Source organism: Burkholderia sp. LAS2 (genome assembly GCF_018417615.1).
Taxonomy (GTDB): Bacteria; Pseudomonadota; Gammaproteobacteria; order Burkholderiales; family Burkholderiaceae; genus Burkholderia; species Burkholderia sola.
Window position 1 is genome coordinate 3895291 of record NZ_CP071052.1, and the last position, 25813, is coordinate 3921103.

At 64.3% G+C, this 25813-nt stretch carries 24 protein-coding genes; 11 read left to right on the top strand and 13 right to left on the bottom strand.

The genetic code is table 11. From position 1 onward, the window contains the following. The first annotated feature begins 44 nt into the window (after positions 1-44). On the top strand, positions 45-2315 hold the full coding sequence (locus JYG37_RS17940; RefSeq protein WP_249746007.1) for a hypothetical protein: 2271 nt from the start codon (positions 45-47) through the stop codon (positions 2313-2315). 260 nt (positions 2316-2575) lie between these two features. After that, a complete protein-coding gene (locus JYG37_RS17945) occupies positions 2576-3394 on the top strand; it encodes a phage tail tip lysozyme (protein ID WP_050011175.1) in 819 nt (272 codons plus the stop codon). A gap of 192 nt (positions 3395-3586) precedes the next feature. Here JYG37_RS17945 and JYG37_RS17950 read toward each other — a convergent pair whose 3' ends face one another. Together JYG37_RS17950 and JYG37_RS17955 are read right to left on the bottom strand one after the other, a co-directional pair. Continuing rightward, the gene (locus JYG37_RS17950; RefSeq protein WP_050011176.1) at positions 3587-3946 is read right to left on the bottom strand and encodes an HrpB1 family type III secretion system apparatus protein; all 360 of its coding nucleotides are present in this window, start codon (positions 3944-3946) and stop codon (positions 3587-3589) included. A gap of 19 nt (positions 3947-3965) precedes the next feature. Continuing rightward, the gene (locus JYG37_RS17955) at positions 3966-4271 is read right to left on the bottom strand and encodes a hypothetical protein (RefSeq protein ID WP_050011177.1); all 306 of its coding nucleotides are present in this window, start codon (positions 4269-4271) and stop codon (positions 3966-3968) included. 283 nt (positions 4272-4554) lie between these two features. On the opposite strand from JYG37_RS17955, the gene JYG37_RS17960 reads away from it, so the two are divergent. Together JYG37_RS17960 and JYG37_RS17965 are read left to right on the top strand one after the other, a co-directional pair. Further along, positions 4555-6273: a hypothetical protein gene (locus JYG37_RS17960; protein ID WP_050011178.1), complete on the top strand. Its 1719-nt coding sequence runs from the start codon at positions 4555-4557 to the stop codon at positions 6271-6273. Positions 6274-6471: 198 nt separating this feature from the next. After that, positions 6472-7326 (top strand): methionyl-tRNA formyltransferase, encoded by an 855-nt coding sequence (locus JYG37_RS17965; RefSeq protein ID WP_124630489.1) that lies wholly within the window; start codon positions 6472-6474, stop codon positions 7324-7326. A 156-nt stretch (positions 7327-7482) separates the two neighbouring features. Here the strand turns inward: JYG37_RS17965 and JYG37_RS17970 are convergent, their stop codons facing one another. Next, on the bottom strand, positions 7483-8610 hold the full coding sequence (locus tag JYG37_RS17970; RefSeq protein WP_050011180.1) for a hypothetical protein: 1128 nt from the start codon (positions 8608-8610) through the stop codon (positions 7483-7485). 154 nt (positions 8611-8764) lie between these two features. Beyond that, entirely contained in the window at positions 8765-9253 is a 489-nt protein-coding gene (locus tag JYG37_RS17975; protein ID WP_050011181.1) for an HrpB1 family type III secretion system apparatus protein, read from the bottom strand. Positions 9254-9821: 568 nt separating this feature from the next. On the opposite strand from JYG37_RS17975, the gene JYG37_RS17980 reads away from it, so the two are divergent. Further along, a complete protein-coding gene (locus tag JYG37_RS17980; protein ID WP_060733617.1) occupies positions 9822-10037 on the top strand; it encodes a hypothetical protein in 216 nt (71 codons plus the stop codon). Positions 10038-10110: 73 nt separating this feature from the next. Here JYG37_RS17980 and JYG37_RS17985 read toward each other — a convergent pair whose 3' ends face one another. Genes JYG37_RS17985 through JYG37_RS17995 form a run of 3 tightly spaced genes read right to left on the bottom strand, consistent with a single transcriptional unit; the run spans position 10111 to position 12814 of the window. Continuing rightward, entirely contained in the window at positions 10111-10377 is a 267-nt protein-coding gene (locus JYG37_RS17985; protein WP_050011182.1) for a hypothetical protein, read from the bottom strand. 4 nt (positions 10378-10381) lie between these two features. Next, positions 10382-11620, bottom strand: a complete 1239-nt coding sequence (locus JYG37_RS17990; RefSeq protein WP_124638687.1) for a CaiB/BaiF CoA transferase family protein — start codon at positions 11618-11620, stop codon at positions 10382-10384. Between the two features lie 6 nt (positions 11621-11626). Continuing rightward, complete coding sequence (locus JYG37_RS17995) at positions 11627-12814, bottom strand: acyl-CoA dehydrogenase (protein WP_050011184.1); 1188 nt, start codon at positions 12812-12814, stop codon at positions 11627-11629. A 130-nt stretch (positions 12815-12944) separates the two neighbouring features. Here JYG37_RS17995 and JYG37_RS18000 point away from each other — a divergent pair, with 130 nt between their 5' ends. Next, complete coding sequence (locus tag JYG37_RS18000) at positions 12945-13895, top strand: LysR substrate-binding domain-containing protein (protein WP_124638719.1); 951 nt, start codon at positions 12945-12947, stop codon at positions 13893-13895. Positions 13896-13983: 88 nt separating this feature from the next. Here JYG37_RS18000 and JYG37_RS18005 read toward each other — a convergent pair whose 3' ends face one another. The 4 genes from JYG37_RS18005 to JYG37_RS18020 all read right to left on the bottom strand — a co-directional run bounded on the left by JYG37_RS18005 (position 13984) and on the right by JYG37_RS18020 (position 17064). Then, positions 13984-14577 (bottom strand): malonic semialdehyde reductase, encoded by a 594-nt coding sequence (locus JYG37_RS18005; RefSeq protein ID WP_050011388.1) that lies wholly within the window; start codon positions 14575-14577, stop codon positions 13984-13986. A gap of 44 nt (positions 14578-14621) precedes the next feature. Further along, positions 14622-15158, bottom strand: a complete 537-nt coding sequence (locus tag JYG37_RS18010) for a cupin domain-containing protein (protein ID WP_124638686.1) — start codon at positions 15156-15158, stop codon at positions 14622-14624. 80 nt (positions 15159-15238) lie between these two features. Next, the gene (locus tag JYG37_RS18015; protein WP_050011187.1) at positions 15239-16348 is read right to left on the bottom strand and encodes an alcohol dehydrogenase catalytic domain-containing protein; all 1110 of its coding nucleotides are present in this window, start codon (positions 16346-16348) and stop codon (positions 15239-15241) included. Positions 16349-16482: 134 nt separating this feature from the next. After that, the gene (locus JYG37_RS18020) at positions 16483-17064 is read right to left on the bottom strand and encodes an amino acid synthesis family protein (protein ID WP_089489213.1); all 582 of its coding nucleotides are present in this window, start codon (positions 17062-17064) and stop codon (positions 16483-16485) included. 120 nt (positions 17065-17184) lie between these two features. Here JYG37_RS18020 and JYG37_RS18025 point away from each other — a divergent pair, with 120 nt between their 5' ends. The 5 genes from JYG37_RS18025 to JYG37_RS18045 all read left to right on the top strand — a co-directional run bounded on the left by JYG37_RS18025 (position 17185) and on the right by JYG37_RS18045 (position 22688). Then, entirely contained in the window at positions 17185-18039 is an 855-nt protein-coding gene (locus JYG37_RS18025; RefSeq protein ID WP_124660030.1) for a fumarylacetoacetate hydrolase family protein, read from the top strand. 28 nt (positions 18040-18067) lie between these two features. Next, positions 18068-18631: a VOC family protein gene (locus JYG37_RS18030; RefSeq protein ID WP_050011190.1), complete on the top strand. Its 564-nt coding sequence runs from the start codon at positions 18068-18070 to the stop codon at positions 18629-18631. 77 nt (positions 18632-18708) lie between these two features. After that, positions 18709-20142, top strand: a complete 1434-nt coding sequence (locus tag JYG37_RS18035; protein ID WP_124638718.1) for an aldehyde dehydrogenase family protein — start codon at positions 18709-18711, stop codon at positions 20140-20142. 90 nt (positions 20143-20232) lie between these two features. After that, positions 20233-21846 (top strand): bifunctional 3-(3-hydroxy-phenyl)propionate/3-hydroxycinnamic acid hydroxylase, encoded by a 1614-nt coding sequence (locus tag JYG37_RS18040; RefSeq protein ID WP_050011192.1) that lies wholly within the window; start codon positions 20233-20235, stop codon positions 21844-21846. 146 nt (positions 21847-21992) lie between these two features. Further along, positions 21993-22688, top strand: coding sequence for a GntR family transcriptional regulator (locus tag JYG37_RS18045; protein WP_050011193.1), 696 nt, complete (start codon positions 21993-21995; stop codon positions 22686-22688). Positions 22689-22768: 80 nt separating this feature from the next. Here JYG37_RS18045 and JYG37_RS18050 read toward each other — a convergent pair whose 3' ends face one another. Together JYG37_RS18050 and JYG37_RS18055 are read right to left on the bottom strand one after the other, a co-directional pair. After that, positions 22769-23899, bottom strand: a complete 1131-nt coding sequence (locus JYG37_RS18050; RefSeq protein WP_213345683.1) for a porin — start codon at positions 23897-23899, stop codon at positions 22769-22771. A 456-nt stretch (positions 23900-24355) separates the two neighbouring features. Next, on the bottom strand, positions 24356-25783 hold the full coding sequence (locus JYG37_RS18055; RefSeq protein WP_124660029.1) for an MFS transporter: 1428 nt from the start codon (positions 25781-25783) through the stop codon (positions 24356-24358). Positions 25784-25813 lie beyond the last annotated feature (30 nt).

The window sequence follows — 25813 nt, forward strand, 5'->3', positions numbered from 1 at the left end:
GCGAGGCGACGTCGAACGATCGAAATCAACCGAAAGGAAACGTCATGACGATCAGCAACAGCACGCAAGTACGGTCATCATCGCTCGACCTCCCGCGCAACGACACGCAGCCCGCGCCTGCCCCGCGCCAACGAAGCGCATCGATGACCGGCCCGCGCCCCTCCGGCGGCGCATTGCTCGGCGCGCTGAGCAATGCGCCGGCCTTTCCGGCGCACACCGGCACCGATGCACCGGCGCCGGCGGGCCCGCTTTCGACGACATCGCAACCGGCCGGGACGGCGCAGCCCCCTTCGCCGGCGCTACCGGCACCGTTGCCGGTCAGGCGCAAATCGCTGCCTCCGCGCGCGTCATCGTCGTCAGGCGCCGCGATCGGTCGCGAAGGTGGCGGCTCACGGTCGCTGCCCGGTTCGGGCAAGCTGAGCGCTCAACGTGCAGCCCTGGGAGACGAGACGGTGCCCGTGCTCGACTTGTCGGGGGGCGGGCAGTCGAGCGAAGAATTGCCCGTACACGACGAACCGCAGCCACACACGCCTGCATCGGAGCACGACAGTGCGGCGCCCGTTCAACATCAGGAGCTGGTGGAAACGAAAGCTGCCGGCAAGCAACCGGCCACGTTGCGTTCGGGCAGCCCGCTGCCGCACGAGAAGGACGCCACGGGGCTGACAGCCGCGACGACGAGCGAGGCCGAATCGAAACCCGCGACGTCCCGTTCGGCCAGCCCGGTGCCGCTCCCGAAAGAGCCGCCCGCGCTCGTGGACGAGGCAAGGACGAGCGCTGCCGGCAAAATGCCCGAGACGTCCCGCTCGAGCAGCCCGCTGCCGCTCGACAAGGGGGCGAACCCGGCGTTGCTCCACCGCGCCGCATCGAACGCTTCCTCATCCGCTCCGTCCAGCCCCGTCTTCGATCAACATAAACCCGAGGGACACGACACGACGCCCCGAAGCCCGCTCTCCCCGAATCCGGCCAGCTTCGCGGCGCCTCACCGCGTCGCGCACGACATCGACATTCAGGATGCCGAAATCCGGCCCGAAGCGACCGTTCCGAGCTCGTCGTCCCGGATAGCACTGGAAACCCGCACGCTGGCCGCCGGGACATCGGTGGCCGAGGATATCTCGGCGGTCGCGGAACCCGAAGACACACGTCCGGCATCGGCCGCCGCGATCAGCGACCACCTGTCGGCCGCGCTGTCCCGGCCGGGACAAATCCGGTCGTTCATCTCGAACGTCGGCGACATGCTGACTCGGAACCCCTACGGCGCCGCGCAACCGCTCAAAGGGTGGACGGCCAACCTCGTCAACGCGTTCAGTCATGAATTCGTCGCAACCGGCGGCGCCACGCTGTTCCGGGAGTTGTGCTCGATGGCGACCGAAGCCGTCCTCGACAAGACCGGCGCCGGGCCCGAAACACGCGGCGTCATCACGGCCTCGCTGTTCACGGCGGCGGCGATGGGCAATCTGGTCGCGATGTTGCACAAGTATCACACCGGCACCGCGGACACGAAAACCTACGCGGGCCACGGTGCGCAGCTCATCGCGCTGATCACGACGGTGGGCCTCGCCGCCCATGCCGGCAAGAACGACGAAGGCAACGGGCATCTTGGGCAGCTCGCCGGCATGCTGCCTAGCGCGATCAAATCGTACGCATACCTGGCGCGCGACGTGATCAACGTGTTCCGCCCGCTCGAAGGCAATCACGACGCCGGCTACGAGCACCCCGTCAGAGGTCAGGCGCTCAACGGCGTTCCGTATTTCGGAAACCAGCTCGCCGTGAACACCGCGCAGGCCAGCTCGCAATGGTCGGCCACGTCCTACGTCGACAGCCTCATTCACCACACGAAGACCAACGCAGCGATCAAAGGCCTGTTCGGCTATTCGGCAGCGAATGCCGCCGGCGAGGGGCTGGATGCGATCGGGGGACGCGTGGCCTCGGAAATCTCGACGCACGGCTTCACGGGCAAGGCGCTCGATGAACTGAAGACGCTGCGCCTGAGCTGGGGCAAGATCGACACCTCCGAAACCAGCACGGCCAGGCAGCTCGGGGACAAGGCGGCCGGCGCGGGAATCGCGCGTCTCAGCCTGTTCCTCTCCCTTTATGCGGCCACCGCCGTGGTCAATCACGCCGTGGGGGGGAGAAGCGATTGGTCCGCCGGCGATAAGAACTTCACGGAGAACGCGTTGGGTGCACTGCTCATCATCGCGGGATGCCTGCCGTTTGCCGCGAGCACGTCGAGCCCGTCGAACCGGTCGAACGAGCGGCGAACGGTCGACGCCGACAACGCGGTGGAACTCGGCGTGATGCATCGCACGACCGCCTGAACACACGGGCCGCGCCGAGCTAGCGAAACGACGAAGGTTCGTGCAGGTGGCCGCATCGGTGGCGCGGCGGCTCGCCTGCCGCAAGCCGCTTGCATCGGCATCGCGGCCGCCACCCGGTTCGGCGGTTCGGCAATCCGGCGACGGCTTCGCATCCGTCAACGCGCTGTAAGCGCCGGGCAATAAATTAGGTTTCGCAGGCGGCCGCTATCGGCCCTCCATCGGCAGCTGATGAATAACGTCATTCTCACGCGGAGAAAATCATGTCTACCACGGCAGTGCAAGGCTATAACGCCGGTTATCTGAACGGTATCGACGATGTCGGCGGCAGCGGCGGCACGAACGAATCGCAGCTCGCACAACTGCTCGAGTTGCTCATCGAAGAAATCAAGCAGATTCTCGATCCCTCCAGCCAGAATTCAGGCGATGCGGGTGGTGTGGGCGGCGTCGGCGGCGGTACGCCTTCGTACTCCGCGCCGCCCGCCTATGCCGGCGGTGGCGGCGCCGCACCCGCTGGCGTGAGCGGCGGCGGTGGCGGCCAGGGCGGTGGCGGCGCGTCGCCGGGAATAGGCGGCGGTGGAAGCGGTGGCGGCGGCCACGGCGGCGGCAACACGCTGCCCAATGTATCGGGTGGCGACGCCGCGCACGCCATCGCACAGGACCTCAAATCGCGCTACGGCCTGACCGACGCGCAGGTCGCCGGCGTGCTCGGCAACCTGCAGCAGGAAAGCGGGCTGAAAGGCAACGTCAATCAAGGCGGAGCGACAGGCGCGCCCTCCGGCAACTTCGCGGACGACAACGCCAACGGTTGGGGGCTTGCGCAATGGGGCGGCACACGCAAACAAGGCGAAATCAACTATGCGAAGGAGCACGGACTCGACCCGGGCAGCCTCGAAGCCAACATCGGCTTCATGAATCAGGAACTCGACACGACGTACAGCAAGACGATTACGGACATCAAGCAGACGACGACGGCGGACCAAGCAGCACTGGTCTGGGACAAGGACTACGAACAGGCGACCGATCCGCAAATGGAAAACCGCAACAAGTACGCCGAGCAATTCCTCGCGCAAGGTCTGTGAACGCGAACGCGTCCGCCCCCCGGGGCGTTTGAAGCGCGCACGATCCCGCCCGATGTCCGGGCGGGCTTTTTTTGCCCGGCATTTCCCGCCGCGCGACAACGCCGCTCATCGGCAATACATGGACGACACGGATTCGAGGGAAACGACGCGATGGGATTCGCCGAGCGGGGCCGAAGGCCCCGGCAGCGGCCATCAGTCTCTTTCGAGCAGGCGCCGCATGGCAAGGCGCACGTAGGGATCGCTACTGTCCTCGTGCGCCGTCGCATAGCCATGCCACGACGGATCATCGAGGACTTTCAGACAGATTGCCTTCAGTTCGGGCGCGCGATCGTCGGGCAATCCGTTCACGATCTGCCACGCTTCGTGCGGACGCCCGCGCACCAACGCGATCGTCACGGCGAACACGTGCACCTCGCGCGTTTCGGGGTAGACATCGTGCATGCGCGCCAGCAGCGCCTCGGCCTCGTCCAGCTCGTTGGCCTCGATATGCTCGATGATCGCCTGCGCGATGGCCGGCGCATCAGCCGGCAGTTCGGTAAGAAGCTCCATCATGCTCGTCACCGTCCGTGCATCAGGCTGCGCCCGTGCCTGAGGTCAGCGTTCGCACCGCCTCCTTGCCGCCCGCCAACGCGAGCGCGGTAGCGGCGCCCTCCGGCGTCAGGTTTTCCGCGAGCGCCGTGCCGCCCTCGAGCGCCTCGAGCCCGCCCTTCGCAATGGCCCCCGCCCCCGCAAGGGCTTCCTTCGGGTTGCCGCTCAGCAGCCCCTTGCCGAACGTCGCCGCGCCGTGCAGCGCGTTGCCTACACCATTGAGGACACCCCCGGCAGCCTTGGTGACATCCCCGACTACGCTCTTCACAATATTGCCGATGAAGCTCATTCGTTTTCTCCTTGATCGTGAACGAAACGCGCGTTCGATGAAACGCGCGACACCGAACCGCGTGAAGGCGGCCCTCGTTCCAATCTAATGAATGCGGATGCGAAAGCGTTCGCGCGCGCGAAGCCGCACCGCGAAAACCGAATGAGCGACACCCGCGAGCCGGCTCGGCGGCATGCCGCCGCGAACCCGCTTCGCCAATCCGGACGATGCTTCGCGCGGTTCACGGGAGTGTCATGGCCGGCCCGCACAGTCCAGTCCATCTTGTCTCCTGGTCGAGAACATCATGGCGCCCCCACCCAAGCTCGAGTTCCGGTCGCATGCGATCGAATCCGCCGCCCTCACCCGCACGCCGAGCGACCCCGGCCCCTCCACGGGAGCGAAACCCGCGCCGGCGCCGACCCGGCGCGCAAGTGCCGGCGCGCTCATCGACGAACTCGGCAGCCTCGGCAAGCGCCCGTGCGCGGAAGGCCCGCCCGCCGCGCCTGCCGCGCCCGCTGCTCCCCGGCCCGCGGCGGCTATCGCGGCGCAGAAGCCCGGGGTGGACGACATCGGCGCATTCGTGCCGGGTGCCGGCGGCAAGGGCCGGCGCTTCGCCGATTTCGCGCACGCGATGGGCGTCAACCGCAAAGGCATGACGTTGACGGCCTTCGCCGCCAAGCGGCCCGCGAAAGACGGCCTGAACGGCGCATCGACGGCCGCGCACGGACAGTTCGGCTACGACGCGGCGCCCGCCACCGACCTCGTGAACGCGCTGGCCTCGGGCTCGAACGCCGCCGCCGCGCATTCGATTCATAGCCGTTACGAAAACAAGGTCAAGACGATGCTCGCCGCCGACGTCGAACGCTTCGAGCACCCCGAAAAATGCCCGCCGGGCGCGCCGATCCCCAACCAGGTCGACAACCTGCTGCTGACGAAAAACAGCAACGGAGAATGGCAATACGACAAAGGCAAGCTCTCGCGCATTGCGCGAGACGACGCGCATCCGCTCACGCAGCATGCCCGCGACGTATTGACCGCCATGAGCATCGCGGAGAACAAGGGCAAACAACGTAACGGCGCGCTCTACCAGTCGGTCACGTCCGCCATCGGCCTGACGGCAAGCGGGCTGCTCATAGGCGGCTCGCACGGCGCGCTGGCGCCGCTCGCGGCATCCGGGCACCTGACCAACGCGGTCAAGGAAGCGCTCGATTTGAAGAAGCCGTTTGTCGAAGGACGGCAAAACCTGCGCAATGCGAAGGCCGCCACGATTCAACGCTACGTCGACACGGTATTGGCCCCGCACGACTACACGGGCCAGACGCGGGACGAGCGCCTGCGCGCGGCGCTGCAAACGAGCCGTGCGAAGATCGACGATCTGCGCGCGATGGAGGCGCGGCCGGAGGACGAAGGCCTGCCTGCGGACTTGCGCAGCCCGCAGGCGCAGGCGGGTATCTATGCGTCGCTCTACGACGATGCACGCCGCTATGCCAACGGCACGACGTCGTTCGGCAAGCGCTTGATCTCGGGCATGCACGCTGAAGACAAGGCGAAAGTACACAAGGATGCCGAGCGCGACATCGTGGTCAAGCACATTCTGTCGATGGTCACCCAGAGCATCGGGCGCCTCGATCCAGCCTCGCTTGCAGCGCTCGCGGGTGCCGACATGGCAGTCGATGCATCAGGCTCGCAACGCGCCAGGCAAGCGCTCGCGATCGTGGCCAACCATCCGCGCGCGAGCCGCAATCGGGATCTGATCGCCGCGCACACGCTACTGACGGACAGCGGCATTCCGAAGGGCGAAGCGGCGCTGCTGCTTTCGCAGCTTGCCCGCGCGCGGCGCGAAAAACCGCAAGAAGCGCCGGCGCCGCGCGATACATCGGCTTCCAGCCGGAGCGCCGCCCCGCTGACCGAAAGCGAGCGGCTCAAACAGATCGCCAACATCATCGGGCAGCCCGGCCTCACGGCAACCGCCGCCAAGACGGCGGAGGACGCCATCAAGAAAAACCTCGGGCTGAGGTCTTGACGCGCGGCGCGGCGTCAGGCGCAATAGCGACGCCGTCGCCGCGGCACGCAGTCGGCGATTGATTTGCCGGTTCGCGGCGCTCGACGAAACTTCGGAATGCGCGGGCTGTCCTCCACCGTGCGCGCTTACCGTGAAGCGGGGTGGCCGTCATCGCCGTCCATGCCGCCATGACCTTCACTGCGAAAGGGAGAACCGATCATGCGATTCGCGTTCGCCGGCTTCGATCGCTGGCGCGTCGTCTTCGACGCGTTCGTGGCCGCCGGCTGGGAGCCCGTGGCGCTCTACTCGATTCCGGTCGACAACCGGCTCGACTTCAATAGCGAACTCGTCGAGTGCGCGGACAAGCTGCGCATTCCGGTGCAACTGTCACGCATCGACGAAGACGATCTGCGCTGGCTCGCCGAACGGCAATGCGAGGCGCTGATCGTGGCCGGCTACAACTGGAAGATTCCGGCGTGGCAACCCTATCTGCGCCATGCGGCGAACTTTCATCCGTCACCGCTGCCCGACGGGCGCGGCCCGTACCCGGCCATGCGCGCCATCCTCGAGGGGCGGCGCGAGTGGGGCATCAGTTGCCACCGAATCGATGCCGATTTCGATACCGGGGACATCATCGATTCCGAATGCTTTCCGCTCGATGCCGACGAATGGCACGAGACGCTGCAGCTGAAGCTGCTGATGGCCGCCCGTCGGCTGGCCACGCGCGTGGCCCGCGACTTCGATCGGCTCTGGAACGAACGGCGTCCGCAAGGCGCGGGCAGCTACTGGCCGCGCCTTGCCGATGCCGAGCGCACGATCGATTTCGCGCGGCCCGTGGCCGAGGTGATGCGCGTCGTGCGGGCCTGCGGGAACGTCGAATCGATCGCGCCGCTCTTCGGCACGACCGTCCACGTGCGGCGCGCCACCGCGTGGCAGGAAGCACACACGTACGAGCCCGGGCAGATCGTGCATCAGTACCGGCGCTGGGTCGTGGTCGCCGCGCAGGACGGCTTCGTCGCGTTGCTCGAATGGAGCCCGCTGAACGCGTCCCTTCGTCAGCAGATGGGGGGCTGAATCCTGACATCGGTTGCGCCGGTAAACAACGAAGCGGCCGCGCTGCGGTGTTTCGCAGCGCGGCCGCCGATTGTCGTCGATTGTCGCTTCCTGCAGCCCCCGATCGGTGGCCGCTCGGGTCGCCGATCGGGATGATCGCCGGAACGGCCGGCGACGTTACTTCGTGCTGACGCCGGCGATCGTACCCGTGTGAATGCCGGTGATGTTCTCGAAGGCGACCGCGGCGCGCGTCTTGCCCGGCGTCAGCACGTTCGCGCCGCCCAGCGCATCCGACAGCGCCTTGCTCGCGTCGTGGCTGATCTTGCCGCCGCCATGCGCGTTCGCCGTCTGCTGCAGTTGTGCGCCGATCGCCGCCGCATCCGACTGGCTCAGCTTGCCCGACTTCACCGCGTTGGCGAGCGTCTTCGCCGCGGCATTGCCGTCGCCGTGCGACAACGCGCTTTCCATGGCCTGGAAGTCGGCGCCATCCTGCGCGTTGAAGTTGGCCAGCGCCTTGCCTTCATCGGCCATCTGCAGCGGCTTGCCGTCCTTCAAGAGGTCGCCCGTACCGGGCGTGAAGCCTGCCGTCGCGCCCGTCGTCGGCAAGCCACCCGTCGTCGGCAGCGTATTGGTGTTCGCCGGAAAACCGCCCGTGCCGGGCAAGCCGCCGGTCGTCCCCGGCTGCGCCGCCGCGCCACCCGCGCCACCCGTTGCGTTGCCCGCCGCGCCGAGTCCGCCTTGAGCCGCCCATTGGAAATTGCCGACCGCGGACTTGCCGTCGGTGCCCGCCACGTCGTGCGTGTCGATCTGCTGGTAGGCACTCGGGTTCGCGAGCATGGTCTGCGCCGCTTGCTGCACCGTGGGCGGCGTGCCGCCGTCGGCGTTCGTCGCGAGTTTGTACATCGTGTTCGGGTCCGACGCGTTGATGCCATGCTGCCCCATGTACGAGGCCAGCACGCCCGCCGCGTTTTGCACCGTCATCCCCCCGGTGCCGCCCGGCATGGCGCCTGCGCCCCCCATGCCGCCGGGCGCCGCTCCCACACCACCGGGCGTTGCCCCCATACCGCCGGGCATTGCGCCCGCGCCGCCACCGGGCATGCCGCCGGCGCCGCCCGCACCGCCCGGCATGCCGCCGGCCTGCCCGTTCTGCCCGCTCTGCATCTGCTTGAGCAACTGGCTGATGAGGCCGATGAGATCCTTGAGCACGTCCTGCGTCGAGCCCGTCGAGGCACCGTTGGTCAGCCGTTGCAGGTAGCTCGCCGGATCGGTGGGGTAGGTGGTCATATTCGGAACGTTCAGATTCATGATGTTTTCTTCCTGTCGGGTAAGTGTTTGCGTGACCGTGGGTACTACGAAGCAAAGTCAGTCTAGGTTGCTGTCGCTGCTACAAGCGCACCGATGCGAAGGCTGCAATCGAAATGCGAATCGCCCGGCGCGCGGAAAACGTGAAAACGGATGCTCATGCGCGGACCCACGTCATCGACGCGGAGAATCCGCCGTTGTCGGCCGGCACGCCGTGCGTGCTCGCCGGTGCGTCGGTGGACGCAGGCGCTTGAACGCCGACGTCGAGCTTGGCGGCACGCTCGAGCAGACGCGCGCCGATCTTCGCGCCCTCGATGCTTTCGCGCTGGTCGGCCGCGCTGAGCGCATAGCTGTGCCACAGCGGGTCTTCGAGGCCGAACAGACACACCGCCATCAGTGCGGTATGAAGCCCCGAGCGCTTCGCTTCGGTGTCGTCGTCTTCGAGCACGCGGCGCGCGTCGCCCCATGCCTGGCGCCGGACGTAGCGCCACGCGGCGACCGTCCCCGCCCCGGGCCACCTGGGCCAAAGCACGCGGATCGCTTCGAGGAGATCCTCGAAGTCGGCTTCGTCGTCGAGCTGCGAAGCCGTCCACAGCACCTTGGTTAGGCCGCCGGCAATCTCGTCCCTGCATCCTGTGTAAGTCACGATGTCCTCGTCTGCTGGAGTGCTGCAATCAAAAAGCGCACGGCGGCGCCGCGCACAGCCGTGCCGCGCTTGCTGCCGGCTCGTGCGGTGGACGTCCCCTGGCGGTTAGTCTCTTGTATCGGGTCGGCTTTCGCCGACGCGATGCGAACGGAACGATCGGGATGCGAAGCGAGCACGGAGAAGAAAACCGACCGCGGCGATGGGATCGATCGGTGCGATAGGCCGGATCGTTCGCCGTGTATCGAAACGCGGAGGATTTGCTCGATGCTCGGCGTCGAAGAAGGCCCGCCATCGGGCGATACACCCCGGCCATCGGCCAGGCTGTGCCCGTCGAATCGCCACCGGCGACCGATGCAACGTCCGCAGGCAGTCGGCTCCTGAAATGGAGCGATCACCACGGACAGGAGGCGCAGTCCATGATGTCAGGATGAGCAAGTGCAGAACGCTCGCAGCCCGCCGGGGCCGTTGCTTCAGTTCACGGATGAACGCTGGCGGTTCTTTCCAAGGAAGCGCTGGATGATTGCTTGACGTGCGAACGCTGCTTCGAGCGTGGCAACACAAGCTGTAGATGATCGACGTACCGCGCCGGATTCGCGCCGGCGCGATGGCCCAAGACCATTTCGGCGTCGAGTATTGCGTTGATACGGCCGCGTACGCGACGGGCGGTTTCTGGCTTCTTCGTCCATATCGCTTGGAGCCGCAGAAGCCGCCGGAATGCGCGCAAAGCCATGACTGGCGGAAGGCAGCCGATTCCAACCACCGCTTGGACAGGGCCGGCAGGTAAGACTCCCGCGATCGCAAATGGCTTCCTGCCCACGATCCTACCCATATTCGGCGCGGCGGCAATCCAACTCATACTAAAGTGCGCCAAGGCCAAGCTCTTCCGATTCATACTTGGCGGATCGGATCGCCTCATAGAAGCTCGATTCGATCGCGACTTCCTTCCGGTCGACATGAACGACCCACGCGTTGAACATGAAGCGCCAGCGGATGCGCCGCTCTTCGAGCATCGCCGCAAACCATCTCCATACCGAAGCATCGTCCGCGTTCGCGGTAGCCGCGGCAACCATTCGTGCCTCGCAGATTGCCTCCCAGCCCAGTGAAGGATCGCATATCGAAATCATGATGTCAGATGATTTTTCGCTCGTGCAATGCGTCGATCTCTTCTTCTCTCAGTCCCAGCCATGCGCCCAGGATCTCATCGGTCTGTTCGCCGAGCCGCGGCGGCGGACGAAGATACTGGACCGGCGAATCGGACATTCGGATCGGATTCGCCACGAGCGGCACGCTGCCGGCCGATGCATGCGGCATCTCGATACGAATGCCGCGCGCCTTGACCTGTTCGTCCGCGAATACCCGGTCGAGCCCATTGATCGGGCCGCACGGCACGCCCGCCTCCTCCATCGCGATGACCCACTCGTCGGTCGACCGGCACGTGGTCACTGCGCCAATCAGCGCGACCAGTTCGTCGCGATGCTGTACGCGTAAAGGATTCGTCGAGAAACGTGCATCGCTCGCCCATTGCGGCTGACCGAGCACCGCACAGAGACTGGTGAACTGGCTGTCATTGCCGACCGCGATGATCATGTGGCCATCGGCCGTCGGAAAGTCCTGGTATGGCACGATGTTCGGATGTGCGTTTCCCATCCGCCGCGGCACGATGCCGCCGACCAGGTAATTGGCGGCCTGGTTCGCGAGCGCGGCGATCTGCACGTCGAGCAGCGCCAGATCGATGTGTTGTCCGCGCCCCGTGCGCTCACGATGGGCAACGGCGGCCAGCACGGCAACCGTCGCATACAGCCCCGTCATCACGTCGGTCAGCGCGACGCCGACCTTCACCGGGCCGGCACCTTCCGTGCCGTCGGCGCGCCCCGTCACGCTCATCAGGCCGCCCATCCCTTGTATCAGGAAGTCGTAACCGGCACGTGACGCATACGGGCCCGTCTGCCCGAACCCGGTAATCGAGCAGTAGATCAGGCGCGGGTTCTCGGCGCCGAGCGTCGCGTAATCCAGCCCGTACTGCGCAAGGCCACCGGCCTTGAAATTCTCGAGCACGATATCGGCCTGCCGCGCGAGTTGCCGAACCAGCGACTGACCGTCCGGCCGGCTCAGATCGACCGCGATCGAGCGTTTGTTGCGATTGGCGCTCAGGTAGTACGCCGATTCGCCCGTCGACTGTCCGTCTTCGTCGAGGAGCCACGGCGGGCCCCACGCCCGCGTGTCGTCGCCCGTCCGGGGCCGCTCGACCTTGACGACATCGGCGCCGAGATCGGCGAGAAGCTGGCCTGCCCACGGCCCGGCCAGCACCCGCGACAGATCGAGTACGCGGAGGCCGGCCAATGCGCCTTGCTGTGCGATCGTTTCCATGGCGGCTCAGAATGCGGCAATGCCGGTGATCGCCCGGCCGAGGATCAGCGCGTGGATGTCGTGCGTACCCTCATACGTGTTCACGACTTCAAGATTCACGAGGTGCCGTGCGATGCCGAATTCGTCGCTGATCCCGTTTCCGCCCAGCATGTCCCGCGCGACCCGCGCAATGTCGAGCGCCTTGCCGCATGAATTGCGCTTCATGATCGACGTGATCTCGACGGCCGCCGTGCCTTCGTCCTTCATCCGGCCGAGCCTCAGGCAACCTTGCAGACCGAGCGCGATCTCGGTCTGCATGTCGGCAAGCTTCTTCTGGATCAGTTGATTCGCGGCAAGCGGCCGGCCGAACTGTTTGCGATCGAGCACGTACTGCCGAGCGCGATGCCAGCAATCCTCGGCAGCGCCGAGCGCGCCCCACGCGATACCGTAGCGCGCGCTGTTCAGGCAGGTGAACGGCCCCTTGAGACCGCGGACTTCCGGAAACGCGTTCTCTTCCGGGCAGAACACGTCGTCCATCACGATCTCGCCGGTGATCGACGCACGCAGCCCGACCTTGCCGTGAATCGCCGGCGCCGACAAACCCTTCCAGCCCTTCTCCAGCACGAAGCCGCGAATCGCGCCTTCGTCGTCCTTCGCCCAGACGACGAAGACGTCGGCGATCGGGCTGTTCGTGATCCACATCTTGCTGCCTGTCAGGCGATAGCCGCCGTCGACCTTTCGCGCGCGCGCCGCCATGCCGCCGGGATCGGAACCGTGATTCGGCTCGGTGAGCCCGAAGCAGCCGACCAGTTCCCCCGATGCCAGCTTGGGCAGGTATTTCTGGCGGATCGCTTCATTACCGAATGCATGAATCGGCACCATCACGAGCGACGATTGCACGCTCATCATCGAGCGATAGCCGGAATCCACACGTTCGACCTCGCGCGCGACGAGGCCATAGCTGACGTAGTTGCTCCCCGCGCCGCCATAGGTGTCCGGAATCGTGATGCCGAGCAGGCCGAGTTCGCCCAGCTCGCGGAAGATCGCCCGATCGGTCTCCTCGCGACGAAAAGCATCCAGCACGCGCGGTGCAAGCCGCTCCTGACAGTATGCGTTCGCGGAATCGCGCACCATGCGCTCCTCTTCGTCGAGCTGCTGGTCGATCAGCAGCGGGTCGTCCCATTGAAACGAATTCGATTTGTGTGCATTGGTCATTTGTTGATCGCCCGCGTGAAGGTGTTACGCCAACTTTATTCGCCACGTAGCGCCAAAACAAACGATTTGTTTGCACCGACATGTGCAAAAATATCACTCGTTAATTTCATTACTCACCTGGACACGCATCATGCGCCGCACGATCCCCTCCACAACGGCCTTGTCCGCATTCGAGTCCGCCGCTCGCCACCAGAGCTTCACAAAAGCGGCGGACGAGCTCGCCGTCACGCAAAGTGCGATCTGTCGTCAGATCGGTGTGCTCGAGGAATTTCTCGGCGTGAAGCTGTTTCGGCGCACCCGACGCGGCGTGACACTGACCGAAGCCGGTGCGGCGTACAGCCGCCGTGTGGCATCGAGACTCGATCAGATCGAATACGACGCGCTGGAGATGATGGCGACGGGCGGCAAAGGCGGTACCCTGGAGCTCGCGGCCGTGCCGACCTTCGCAACCCGTTGGCTGCTGCCGCGCATGCCGGCGTTCATCGATACGCATCCGGACATCGCCGTCAATCTGACCGCCATGCCGCGTCCGTTCATGTTCGATGCGACAGGGTTCGACGCGTCGCTCCACGCAGGCCCCGCGCCGTGGCCCGGTACGGCCGGCGATTTGCTGATGCAGGAAAGCGTGATCGCGGTCGCCAGCCCGAAGCTGGTCGCGTCGCGCACCCAGCCGACCCGGGCGGACTGGCGGCGCTATCGGTTGCTGCAGCAAAGTACGCGGCCGTACGCATGGCGCGAGTGGTTCGCGGCGCAAGGACTCGAAATGGAAGGCGACCTGGCCGGACCGCGGTATGAACTGTTCTCGATGCTGGCCGAAGCGGCGTCGAGCGGAATCGGAATCGCACTGATTCCTCGCCTGCTCGTCGAGGACGAACTATCGAGAGGGACGCTGGTTCAGGTCGGTCGCTACGAACATCCGACCGGGAATGCGTACTTCCTGATCTACCCGGAAGCCAAGGCGGAAAGCTCGACGCTGGCGGCGTTTCGGGAATGGCTGAGCGGCGAAGCGCGACGATACAACGAGAACATTGCGCACATGGCTCAATCACGCGGCGCGCGACATCACCGGCGCGCACCGTGACTGCATCCGATCGAAACGGCGTTTCGCGAGTGTGCGCCTCAGCTGAAGCGTATGGGCGGCGAACTGGCTTCGTCGCCGCGCCTATAACCTACAGAACCTCGCAAGCGTCGTCGAAATCGAGCCGCGGGCTGCGGGGAAACAGGCCGTCCGGATCGCCATACCCGAGGCAGCAAAGAAAGTTCACGCGCAGTGCCGTCCCGTCGAAGAACAACTGATCGACCCTGGCCGCGTCGAACCCCGAGAGCGGCCCGCAGTCGAGACCGAGCGTGCGCGCCGCCATGATGAAATAGCCACCCTGCAGCGAGCTGTTGCGAAAGCATGTATCTCGCGCCAGCTCCGGTTGCTCGATGAACATCTTCCCTGCACCCGGCCGATGCGGAAACAGCTTGTCGAGCTGCGTGTAGAACGCCACATCCTGCGCAATGATCGCAACGACCGGCGCGGTACGCACTTTCTCGACGTTCCCCGTAAAAACAGCCGACAACAACTTTTCGCGCGCCAGCAGCGATCGCACGAACACGACGCGCATCGGCGAGCAGTTCATGCTCGTCGGGCCCCATCGGGTCAGTTCGTACAGGTCACGCAGCACCGCATCGGGCACCGCTCGGTCCAACCACGCGTTCTGGCTGCGTGCGTCGGTAAATAGCTGCTGGCGCGCGCGGGTATCGAGCGGCTCGCTCATTCCGTTTTCCTCCGGATCGACCATCGAAAGGCCATGCGCGCGCATCACGTGCGCGTCGCACCGACCATGAAGAACGCCACGGTCGCCGGGCTGTTCCCGTAGTTGCGCCATGCATGACGCGTGCCATTCTGTACGACGACATCCATTGGCCCGAGCCGGGTCGCCTCCCCGTCATCGAGCTCCAGCCAGATCTCTCCCGACAGCACGATCGCATAGTCGACCGTTTCGGTCGCATGCATGCCTGGATGGTCAGGCTCGAACGTCGCTGCAAGATCCGGCATGCGCGCGACACATTCGTTTGCCGCTGCTGCCGGATCGAACTGCGGAGCCGCCATGACCTGATCCGGCGGAAAGGTGACGACCAGGAGACTGGTCGCGCCGACCGGCGGAATCAGGGTGTCTTTTCCGATCGTCGGATCGACCGTCGTCGCCAGCGCCGGAGATGCCGCAGTTGTCCACACCTGTGCGAATGCATGCCCGGGAATGGAGTCGAACAGGACAGTTCGGGGTGTCGGACCATCGGAAACCACAACGGACCGGCCGTGCGGATCACGGCCGGTCACCACGCGTCGAATGTGCATGAGTTGCCTCGCTGTAAGGAAACGCTTTCGGCCGACGACACCCCGGCGCCGATGTGACGCGGAAGTGTCGTCGATGTGCTTTACGGACAGATCACGTAGTTGCTGAAGCCGCCATTGCGATTCTCGATCCCGCCCAGCGCGACATTGATGTCCTCCAGCTTGAACGTGCAGTGTTCGAAGACCGACAGGTCGACGACGCCGGATTCGACCATGTCCGCCATTTCCTGTCCTTGCCCGGCCGTGAACCACGCGGAGCCGCTCAGGCGCTGGTCGTTGTCCATCATGTAGTGAAGATTTACCGGCACGTCGCCGGCAACCGCGCCGACATTGACGAGATGGCCGCCACGGCGCAGCGTCTTAAGCGATTCTTGCAGCGTCGTATGCGGTGCGCCCGGTCCGAGCGCATCAATCACCGCATCGACACCTTCCCCGCGCGTGATGCGCGCCGCCCATGCGTCGACCGGCTCGTCATCGAGCGCCAGAATCTCGATGCGATCCGGCGCAATCGCCTTCACGCGCTGAAGCAACTCTTTGTTGCGTGCGGTACCGAGAATCTTCCGCGCGCCAAGTGCGAGCCCGAACAGTGCAACCCCGATACCGAGCGTCCCGCTGATGCCGTTGATCAGGATCGTGCTGCTCGGCCCGACTTCCGCCTTCTTCAGCGCACGATAGGCGGTGCCGAGATAGCCGAACCGCGCCGCGGTCTCATGGCTCAGGTTGTCGGGTATCTTGACCAGGCTGTATTGCGGCGCGGTCATGAACTCGCACAGCCCGCCGTACGGATAGTCGTCGAAGATGGCCTGCGATCGCTGGCTGAACCCGAAATAGCCGTTGAATGTGTAGTACGGACAGGCCGTGGTATCACCCGAGCGGCACGCGCGGCAACCGCCGCAATAGCGCGCCGGATTCACATAGACGCGGTCCCCCACGTTGAACGCATGGACCTGACTGCCAACCTCCTCGATCACGCCCGTCGCGTCGAGACCGAAAATCGCCGGCAGCCGGGGCAGCGGCAGGTGGGGAAACCATTTCTGCCAGTTGCTCAGCACGTTGCCGAGGTTGGGCACGATCCCGCAAGCCTTGACTCTCACCAGCACGTCGGTCGGCCGCGGCGACGGCACCGGGATGTCCTCCACCACCATCGGTGCGCCGACATCGTGCATACGTGCTGCTCGCATCATCTTCGTCATGTCTGTCTCCGGTCTATCACTCTTCGTGTATTCGCCACACACAGTCACTGGCCCGGCCATCTACCCGCGACACGGACCACGCTCAATGCATGATATCAATTTTTATGCACAAAAACACAGATTCCGCCTGAACTTCATCGCAGGCCGTCGAGACCCTTGACGTCCGACGCCGCGAGGCCGCCCAGTCGCGCGTGCACGCGCCCGCCGGTCGCCATCGCGAGTGCGAACGCGATCTCGTTGCGGCGCGGGCCATCCCAGACGGTTAGCTCGCACGTGCCATAGTGACTGCGGACATAAGACGCCTGAATATGGCCCAGCGGAACCATCAGGCGCGTACCGACGCCGCCGATCGTCTTGGCCGACGGCACCATTGCTTTCGGCTGGCCCAGCGATTCCCGCATCGCCCAGCCGCCGGCTTCATGCCATACGGCGCCATGCTCGAGTTCGCCATCCTCGCCGACGATCGCGCCCTTTCCGTACGCCTGGACGTTCTCCGCGCCGCCGAGCAGCACCACGAGGCGCGACGAGAGGTCATGCCCGAGTTCGCGCAGCGCCTGCATGAACGGCAGCAGGTCGGGCTCGTACCGCCCCGCATACGGATTCGCGACGACGGCGGTCGCGACCGCAACCCGCAGCGGCTCGCTCACGCGCTCCCCCCCTTCGTGCCAGACCTCCTCCACATCGAGCTTGATCTTTCTGACATTGACCAGCGGCATCTTTCTGCTCCACGGAAATTGTTCGGATCGCCGGGAGCCAGTTTGTGCTCCCGTGCTTGCATTATATCCATTCCGATGTAATATGCATAAAAACATGTTTTATGCCCAAACGGAGGAGCAATGAAACTCGTGTCGTATCGCCGGGCCGGCAAGGCCGCTTTCGGTGCAATCAAGGAAGAAGGGATCGTCGATCTCGCGTCGCGCATGCCGGCGCTGGCCGATCTCGCTTCACTGCTCGCGGATGACGCGGCGCTGGACGAAGCACGCCGGCTCGTCGCCGCGGCCGCGGCCGCGGATTTCCCGTCGGCCGATGTCGAGCTCGAGCCGGTCATTCCACGCCCGAACAAGATCATCTGCGTCGGCATCAACTATGTCGCGCACGCAGCGGAAGCCGGGCGCACGGTCGGCAAGTACCCTGTCATCTTCCATCGTTACGCGGAAACCCTGTTGCCGCACGGTGCGCCGCTGATTCGTCCGACCATTTCAGACAATTTCGATTTCGAGGCCGAACTCGCGGTCGTCATCGGCCGCGGCGGTTCGCATATCGCACCGGAAGACGCGATGAGCCACGTTGCCGGCTATACGTGCTTCAACGACGCCAGCGTCCGTGATTGGCAGTTCCATACGCACCAGTACGGGATGGGCAAGAATTTCCGCGGCACCGGCGCGCTCGGCCCGTGGCTCGTCACGGCCGACGAAATTCCGGACTACCGCGAACTCTCGGTACACGGCCTGTTGAATGGCGAACAGATGCAGATCGGCAAGCTGTCCGAACTCGCCTTCGACATTCCGGCCCTGATCGCATACGTATCGCAGGCGCTCGACTGGCAGCCGGGCGACATCCTCGCGACCGGCACCCCGAGCGGGATCGGCTTCAAGCGTCAGCCGCCGGTATTCCTGAAGCCCGGTGACACCTTCGACGTGGTGATTCCGGGAATCGGCACGCTGTCGAACCCGGTGGCCGACGAAGCGTGAGCGATACTCGAACAATCAGGAGACGATCATGGCGGCACTGCCGAAAATTCAGTTCACTCACTGCGGCATCTTCTGCAGCGACCTCGACCGGATGGTCGACTATTACCGCAAGGCACTCGGGTTCGTGATCAGCGACAAGGGTGTCGCGTCGACCGGACACAATCTGTACTTCATGACGCAGGATCCGGAAATCCATCATCAGCTCGTGTTGTTCGATGGAAAGCCCACCGACCTCCCCTTCAACCCGGTCAACCAGCTTTCCTTCCTGCTCGATTCGCTGGACGATCTGCGCACGTATTACCAACGCGCGAAACGTGCGGGCGTCGCCGGTATCGAGCAAGTCGATCACGGCAACGCGTGGTCGATCTATTTCAAGGATCCTGAAGGCAATCCGATCGAACTCTACGTCGACAGCCCGTTCTTCACCGCGCAGCCTTGTCGCGAGCCGCTCGATCTCGATCTCCCGAGCGCTGAAGTCCTGAGACGGACGGAAGCGATGTGCCAGCGCCGCCCGGGCTTCCTGACGCGCGACGCATGGATCGCGGCAATGCGCGACCGCATCGCCGCCCAACGCACCGCATTCGACGAATAGACATACCAATCCGTAGCGTCCGCCGCATTCGACGGCAGGCGGACGCCACCCTGCGAAACTGGGGGAGATCACTGGTCATGAAGTGCAATCTGATCGGCGGGTCGTGGCGCACCGGCGCCACTTCACGCCGCAACATCAATCCGTCCGATCTCGACGACGCGATCGGCGACTATGCGCACGCGGATGTCGAGCAGGCCCACGAGGCAATCGACGCCGCTTGCGACGCTCAACGCGGCTGGCGGAACAACGGCATCCAGGCCAGAGCGAATGCACTCGACGCGATCGGCAGCGAATTGCTCTCGCGGCAGACGGAACTCGGTACGCTGCTATCGCGTGAAGAAGGCAAGACGCTTGCCGAGGGCATTGCCGAAGTCGCGCGTGCCGGGCAGATATTCAAGTTCCACGCCGCCGAAGCGGTGCGCTCGGGCGGCGAGTCCCTGCCGTCGGTCAGACCGCTCGTCGACGTCAATATCACGCGCGAGCCGGTCGGTGTCGTCGGCATCATCACGCCGTGGAACTTCCCGATGGCCATTCCGGCCTGGAAGATCGCGCCGGCACTGGCGCACGGCAACAGCGTCGTCTTCAAGCCGGCGGACCTCGTCCCGGGATCCGCGTGGGCGCTCGCGGACATCATCCACCGCAGCGGCATTCCGCCCGGCACATTCAATCTCGTGATGGGGCGCGGCAGTGTCGTCGGCAACGCGATGGTCGCCTCGCCGAACATCCACGCGATCTCGTTCACCGGATCGGTCGATACCGGGCGGAACCTGCTGCTGCAGGGCGCGCGCCAGTTCAAGCGGATGCAGCTCGAGATGGGTGGCAAGAATCCGCTCGTCATCCTGGACGACGCGGACCTCGACGTCGCCGTCGACTGTGCGATACAGGGCGCCTATTACTCGACCGGGCAGCGCTGCACCGCATCGTCCCGTTTCATCGTGCAGAAAGGCATTTACACGCGCTTCGTCAACCGTGTTGCGGAGGCGCTCGGGCAACTCCGCGTCGGGCATGCGCTCGACGCCGACACGCAAATCGGACCCGTTGTCGACAGCGAGCAACTGCGACTGGATGAAGCGTACGTGGAAATCGGCCGGAATGAAGGGGCGACGCTGATCTGCGGCGGTACGACCGTCGTCCGCAGCACACGAGGCCATTTTCTGACGCCGGCGCTGTTCTCCGATGCGGCACCGACGATGCGCATCGCGCGCGAGGAGATCTTCGGCCCGATCGCGTGTGCTATCCCGGCGAAGGATTACGACGAGGCGCTGGAGATCGCGAACGCCAGCGAGTTCGGATTGTCAGCCGGCATCTGTACGACGTCTCTGAAACATGCGACGCATTTCAGGCAACACATGCGCAGCGGGATGGTGATGGTCAACGTGCCCACCGCGGGGGTCGACTATCACGTGCCGTTCGGTGGCACGAAGTCGTCGAGCTACGGCTCGCGCGAGCAAGGCCGATACGCCGCCGAATTCTTCACGACCGTCAAGACCGCCTACACGAAGGCATACTGAGATCAGTCGGGCGACGGTCCGGTGGACCCGCCCGCACCGCCGGGCGAACGTGGTCGGTTCTGGCGGAACGAATATGAACATGGAGGAGATGTGGACTTCGATTTGATCATTGTCGGTCTCGGCCCGGTCGGTGCAGTCGCCGCCAACCTGGCCGGTCAGGCCGGCCTGCGCACGTTGGTCGTGGACAAGTCGCCCACTGTCTACGACAAGCCGCGGGCAATGGGATTCGACCAGGAAATCATGCGGATCCTGGCCAACCTCGGGATTGCAGACAGGATCGCGCAATACGTGATGCCGTACCGCCCGTCCGAATACCGGACGACCGATACGCGCGTGATTCGCCGCATCGACGCGGCAGCCCCGCCATACCAGCTCGGCTGGGCACCGAACTACGTGTTCATGCAGCCGCAAATCGAAGGGATCCTGCGCGACAATCTCGCCGGCTACCCGTCGGTCAGAGTCGAGCTCGGTGCGGAAGCGACCGCGGTCGAATCGCACGACGATGCCGCATCCGTGACGATCTCGCTGGCGTCGGGCGAGCAACGCACGTTCACCGCGGGCCATGTGCTGGCCTGCGATGGAGGAACGAGCCCGATCCGTACGCGGCTCGGCCTGGACATGGAGGATCTCGACTTCGACGAGCCGTGGCTCGTCGTCGACGTGATGATCAAAGACGGTGCCGGCGAGAGCCTGCCGGCAACCAACGTGCAGTATTGCGAGATCGCGCGCCCGTCGACGTTCGTCGTCGGCCCCGGCCGCTGCCGCCGCTGGGAGTTCATGATCAACGCGGACGAGACGCCTGCCGACGCCTGCCGGCCCGAGTTCGTGAAGAAGCTGATCTCGCGCTGGCTCGCCGACGACGAATACGAGATCTGGCGTGCATCCGCCTACCGGTTTCACGCGCTCGTGCTGCGCCGCTGGCGGGCCGGGCGGATATTCTTCCTCGGCGACGCGGCGCACATGACACCGCCATTCCTCGCGCAGGGAATGTGTCAAGGCATCCGGGATGCGTCCAATCTCGTCTGGAAGCTCGCGATGGTTACGCGTGGCAAGGCCGGTACGGCACTGCTCGACAGTTACCAGGCTGAACGGTTGCCGCACGTCAAGCGCACGACACTCGTGACGAAGGAACTGGGCAAGCTGATCTGTGAACGCGATCCGGTCGCGGCCAGCGCGCGCGACGAGCGCTTGCATGCGGAGATGGCCGCCAATCCGCAGGGAATGGTCCGGCAATCGTTGATCCCGGGATTGAGCGACGGCTTTCTGTCCGCTTCGAGCGACGGGCCACGCGGGCTGCTGTTTCCGCAACCACGCGTGCGGACGTCCACCGGCGACGAGCGCCTGCTCGACGACGTGACCGGCGCGACCTTCCGGCTCGCGGTGGACGCACGTACTGATGTCGCGACCGTCGCGCAACTTCGGCAGGCATGCGATCGCCTGCAGTATCCGGCGATCCGGTTCGTCTCGATCGGGCCCGACGCGCTCGCGCCCGATGCCTCGCCGGATACGTATCAGGACGTCAGTGGCGTGCTGACCGGCTGGATGGCTCAACACGATTGCCGTGTGGTTCTCGCCCGCCCCGATCACTATGTGTACGGTGGTTGCCGTGAGCTGCAGGAAGCGCTTGCGCTGCTCGACGAGCTCGTGGCCGCGCTAGCGACCAACGGCTCGCAAGCACTTGAGGCGCCGGCAACGAGCCCTTGATCCGGAACGCGCATCATGTAACAGCCTTCAGCGCTCGGTGCTTTGCCCGAGCGCTTTTTTTGTTCGACGAGCCTTTCGAGTCAATCTTGCATAGAAGCGCGCTTTGCGCATAAAATTACCGCATTGACAATCCGGAATGCCACGCCATGGATTCGACACCTGCCTCCAATGGTGCCCCGCTCATCGATGTTGCTTTCGCACGGATGAAAACCTCGATCATCCGGTGTGAACTGGAGCCAGGCACGCGCCTGAAAGTCGAAAGTCTGTCGAAGATCTACGGTCTCAGCAGTTCACCGATTCGCGAAGCACTGAACCGCCTCGCGCAGGACGGAATCGTGCAGGCGACCGAGAATCGCGGCTTTTGGGTTGCACCGATCAGTATCGACGACTTCAAGGACATCACGCGCCTGCGCATCCTGCTTGAACACGAAGCGCTAATGGATTCCATCGAGCATGGCGACGACGACTGGGAAGTTGCCGTGCTGACGGCGTTCCATCGGCTGAGCCTCGCCGAAAAGCGGATGGGTACCGGCCCGGTGGCCCTCGACGACGACTGGTCGGAGCGCCATCGCGCCTACCATATGGCGCTGCTGTCCGCGACGCCGAGCCCGCTGCTGCTGAACATGGTCGGATCGCTGTTCGACCGCGCCGAACGCTATCGGCGCTACTCGGCGCTCCATCGGACGGAGGAACGCCACAAGGGCGCGGAACACGAGGCGCTGATGAAAGCGGCGATCGGGCGGGAAAAGGACAAGGCAGCGAAATTGCTGCGCAAGCATATCGAAGGGACGTTGACGCGTGTTGCCGCCGCACTGGAACGGCAATTGGCATCGGTACAGTAAGTCGAGCGCAGTATCCGATACTGCCGCGCGCGGATGAATTCCATTGCGACGACGACGCGCGCCGCCGTCGCAAGAACCAATCAGAACATCGTTTGCATGCCGATCCGGCCGATGAACTGCGAGCGATTGCTCGACGGGCCGAACGTCCCGTTGATCGACGCATTCGCCCCCCCGTTCGTCAGCTGATACATCGATTGCAGATAGACGGCCGTCCGCTTCGACAGATGGTACTTCGCAACGGCCCCCCATTGATGGGCGTGATTGCGGTCGACAACCTCATTCCCCCACATGTAGGTATAGGCGAGGCTCGTCGAGAACACCGGCGTGAACTGATACAGTGCGCCGACCTCCGCCGCGTTGACAACCGCGCCGTTGTGCGTATTGCGCGTGTCAGTGAACAGCGCCGTCAGCAGCAGTTTGTCGCCGCGATATTTCGCGCCGAGCCCGTAGTTCCTGATGCTGTCACCGAGCAATGACGCATAACGCACGTCCGTATAGGCCGCGCCGAATGCAAACGCGCCGGCACTGTAGCTGGCACCGAAGCTTTCCGCGCTGTTTTGGCGGAAATCCCCGGTCACGCCGCCGAATGCGTACATTCCGCCGAACCGGAATCCTCCCAGCAAAGGACTCGTGTACTTGACCGCGTTGCCAAGAGGCGTGTCGCCGTTCATGCGGTCGAAGTCGAACGCCTCGTTCGGTGGAGAATCGGGAATGCCGAGCTTCGCAAACGGACCATCCCGGAAGCCGTAGAATCCGCCGCCGTACATCGCCATATCGGCCCCGACATCGGCGAACAGCGTGTCGACCATGAAGTCGTACTGGCGCCCGAGCGTGAGCTTGCCGAAGCGCGCGTTATCGAGGCCGACCCATGCATTGCGCGCGAAAAGCCCGGTTCCGGTACCGCTCCCGTTGCTCTTCTGAGCGACGAGATTGCCCTGCAGCGTGAACTGCGTCACCAGTTGGAACACCGCGCGGGTGCCGCCACCGAGATCCTCGGTCCCGCGAAATCCCAGCAGGTTGGGCAACGCGATGCCGTCGTCGAGCCGCCATGCAGGGTGGCCCGAGGTATTGCTGATGTATGACACACCTGCATCGAGCAAGCCCCAGAGCGTCACGCTGCTTTGCCCATAGGCACACGATACCGGGCCCAGACCCGCGGTCGCGCAGGCAATTGACGTAATGACCCACCTTTTCACCGTCGTCTCCTCCATACCGTTTACGAAGTCGCCAATGTGCACAAGAAATGCCTAAGATGATTTTTTGTGCATATTTATATTCTTTGCGCACACTCTACACGGCTTTGCAAGACGCAAAACTCCGTGTTTACGCGTGAGTGCGCTGCAGCATGAAGACGCACGCCGATGTCGAAGCTGCAGCTACTCCACACGCTGCGGCGGTCGCTACGTGGCACGTAAATGAAGTTGCAAAGGGTCAGCGATCAGCATCCGGGGGACGAAGGCCGAGAAGCGAGGCTTCGCTTCGAACCGTGATGGTCTTTCAACGCTGCACTTTCATAACGGTCACGATGGCGGCGAGTTCGTATTCCCCGATCGCGGCAAGTACGTCCTCGCGGTTGCGGTGGGGACACCATGTCGCACGACCCCATCAACTCCAGACCGCGATCTGAAGCGGGAAATGGTTAGGCGAATCGTTGGATTGGATGGCGATTATTCAGAGACTGGCGGGCTATCTCGGCGTGACGAGCCAGGATGTTGGCCGACTACGGTTCTACCCGTAGCAGGCAAAAACGCCCGCTGCCCGCACGATGGGGCCTTCAGTGTGCATAGGGTCACCAACCCGAGCACGGAGGAAATACACCCGATAGAGAAATCTGCTCGTATGCCCATATGATCGACGATCAGCCCTCCCACGGCGGACCCAATCGCGATGGCGACTTGAACAACGCAAATGAAGAGCGCCGAACCGACTTCGGGGCAGTCAGCGGCATCGTGCTGAGTCCAGATGCTGAAGCACAACGGGATTGCACCGAACGCTACGCCCCAGAGCGACAATGCTGCGGCCTCGCCGATTCGCGCATGATCCAGTACCACCATCAGCAACAATGCGAAGAACAGCAGAGCCGTCGCGATCGCGGTGGCGACTTTCACGTGGCCATCCATCACCGCCGAAAGCGTCACGTTCGACATGAAGCCGACAATACCAAACACCATCAGCAGGCTTGAAATCTCCGATACCGAAAAGTCCTCTCCGAGACGAGGTTCCAGGTACGTATAGGCGGAAAAATGCGCGCCGAATACGAACGCCACCATCATCAGACTCAGACGCACGTGCGGCCGGCGCAGCAGCGAAATGAAGTCCTGAACGCCCACGGTGGTTTCAGCTGTCAGCTTCGGCACGAAGGCGACCTGCGCAAAGAGCGCTACCGTTGCGAGGACACCGGTCGCAACGAACGATTCCCGCCAGGACGCGAGCGTAGCGATCAGGGTCCCGAGCGGCACACCAATGACAGTAGCCGATGCAACCCCGCCCAGGATGCATGCGATCGCACGCGCCGTATCCCGGGCTTGCACCATGCGCCCCGCCGCCGCGGTCGCGAGCGTCCAGAACCCTCCCAATGCGATCCCCAACAGTGCCCTGCCGGCAAGCATCGTCGTGAAGTTCGTCGAGTACGCACTGACGAAGCTTGAGCACGTCAGCAATCCGGTTAATATTAAAAGTATGTACCTGCGATCCCATTTTCCAGCAACAACCACCGAGGTCGGCGCGGCCAAGGCAGCCATCACGCCGGGCAAAGTCATCATCAAGCCTGCCGTCCCGGACGTGACATGCAGATCCAGAGCGATGTGCGCCAGAAGGCCGACCGGTAGAAATTCGCAAGTGACGAACGCAAATGCGCTGACCGCGACGGCAAATACGGCGAACCATTGATGTCGTGAGGTTGGGACATCGCCGGGAAACTTACCGGACGAGCGGCTTTTGGAAGGCATGCTATCGGAGCGCGGATGTGGAATGATGGAAGCAACGGACGATACGGTCGACAGCGTGCGCATGACGACACCGGGCGGGTCGCCGATAGCGGAATGAAGGGAGCGCCCCGAGCAGTTGTTGCTCGCGAGACGCTCCTTGAGCGCCAATCCGGAATACCCCGATCAGCAAGCATCCCC

Coding starts and splice junctions, on each gene's coding strand:
- JYG37_RS18010 (WP_124638686.1), bottom strand. CDS start 15,158: ATGCACATTCGACGCGTGGTGACCGGCCGTGATCCGCACGGCCGGTCC.
- JYG37_RS17980 (WP_060733617.1), top strand. CDS start 9,822: ATGATCGACGTACCGCGCCGGATTCGCGCCGGCGCGATGGCCCAAGAC.
- JYG37_RS17960 (WP_050011178.1), top strand. CDS start 4,555: ATGGCGCCCCCACCCAAGCTCGAGTTCCGGTCGCATGCGATCGAATCC.
- JYG37_RS17965 (WP_124630489.1), top strand. CDS start 6,472: ATGCGATTCGCGTTCGCCGGCTTCGATCGCTGGCGCGTCGTCTTCGAC.
- JYG37_RS18050 (WP_213345683.1), bottom strand. CDS start 23,899: ATGGAGGAGACGACGGTGAAAAGGTGGGTCATTACGTCAATTGCCTGC.
- JYG37_RS18005 (WP_050011388.1), bottom strand. CDS start 14,577: ATGAGCGAGCCGCTCGATACCCGCGCGCGCCAGCAGCTATTTACCGAC.
- JYG37_RS18025 (WP_124660030.1), top strand. CDS start 17,185: ATGAAACTCGTGTCGTATCGCCGGGCCGGCAAGGCCGCTTTCGGTGCA.
- JYG37_RS17990 (WP_124638687.1), bottom strand. CDS start 11,620: ATGGAAACGATCGCACAGCAAGGCGCATTGGCCGGCCTCCGCGTACTC.
- JYG37_RS18000 (WP_124638719.1), top strand. CDS start 12,945: ATGCGCCGCACGATCCCCTCCACAACGGCCTTGTCCGCATTCGAGTCC.
- JYG37_RS17940 (WP_249746007.1), top strand. CDS start 45: ATGACGATCAGCAACAGCACGCAAGTACGGTCATCATCGCTCGACCTC.
- JYG37_RS18015 (WP_050011187.1), bottom strand. CDS start 16,348: ATGACGAAGATGATGCGAGCAGCACGTATGCACGATGTCGGCGCACCG.
- JYG37_RS17995 (WP_050011184.1), bottom strand. CDS start 12,814: ATGACCAATGCACACAAATCGAATTCGTTTCAATGGGACGACCCGCTG.
- JYG37_RS18035 (WP_124638718.1), top strand. CDS start 18,709: ATGAAGTGCAATCTGATCGGCGGGTCGTGGCGCACCGGCGCCACTTCA.
- JYG37_RS17985 (WP_050011182.1), bottom strand. CDS start 10,377: ATGATTTCGATATGCGATCCTTCACTGGGCTGGGAGGCAATCTGCGAG.
- JYG37_RS18030 (WP_050011190.1), top strand. CDS start 18,068: ATGGCGGCACTGCCGAAAATTCAGTTCACTCACTGCGGCATCTTCTGC.
- JYG37_RS17970 (WP_050011180.1), bottom strand. CDS start 8,610: ATGAATCTGAACGTTCCGAATATGACCACCTACCCCACCGATCCGGCG.
- JYG37_RS18020 (WP_089489213.1), bottom strand. CDS start 17,064: ATGCCGCTGGTCAATGTCAGAAAGATCAAGCTCGATGTGGAGGAGGTC.
- JYG37_RS17950 (WP_050011176.1), bottom strand. CDS start 3,946: ATGATGGAGCTTCTTACCGAACTGCCGGCTGATGCGCCGGCCATCGCG.
- JYG37_RS17955 (WP_050011177.1), bottom strand. CDS start 4,271: ATGAGCTTCATCGGCAATATTGTGAAGAGCGTAGTCGGGGATGTCACC.
- JYG37_RS17945 (WP_050011175.1), top strand. CDS start 2,576: ATGTCTACCACGGCAGTGCAAGGCTATAACGCCGGTTATCTGAACGGT.
- JYG37_RS18045 (WP_050011193.1), top strand. CDS start 21,993: ATGGATTCGACACCTGCCTCCAATGGTGCCCCGCTCATCGATGTTGCT.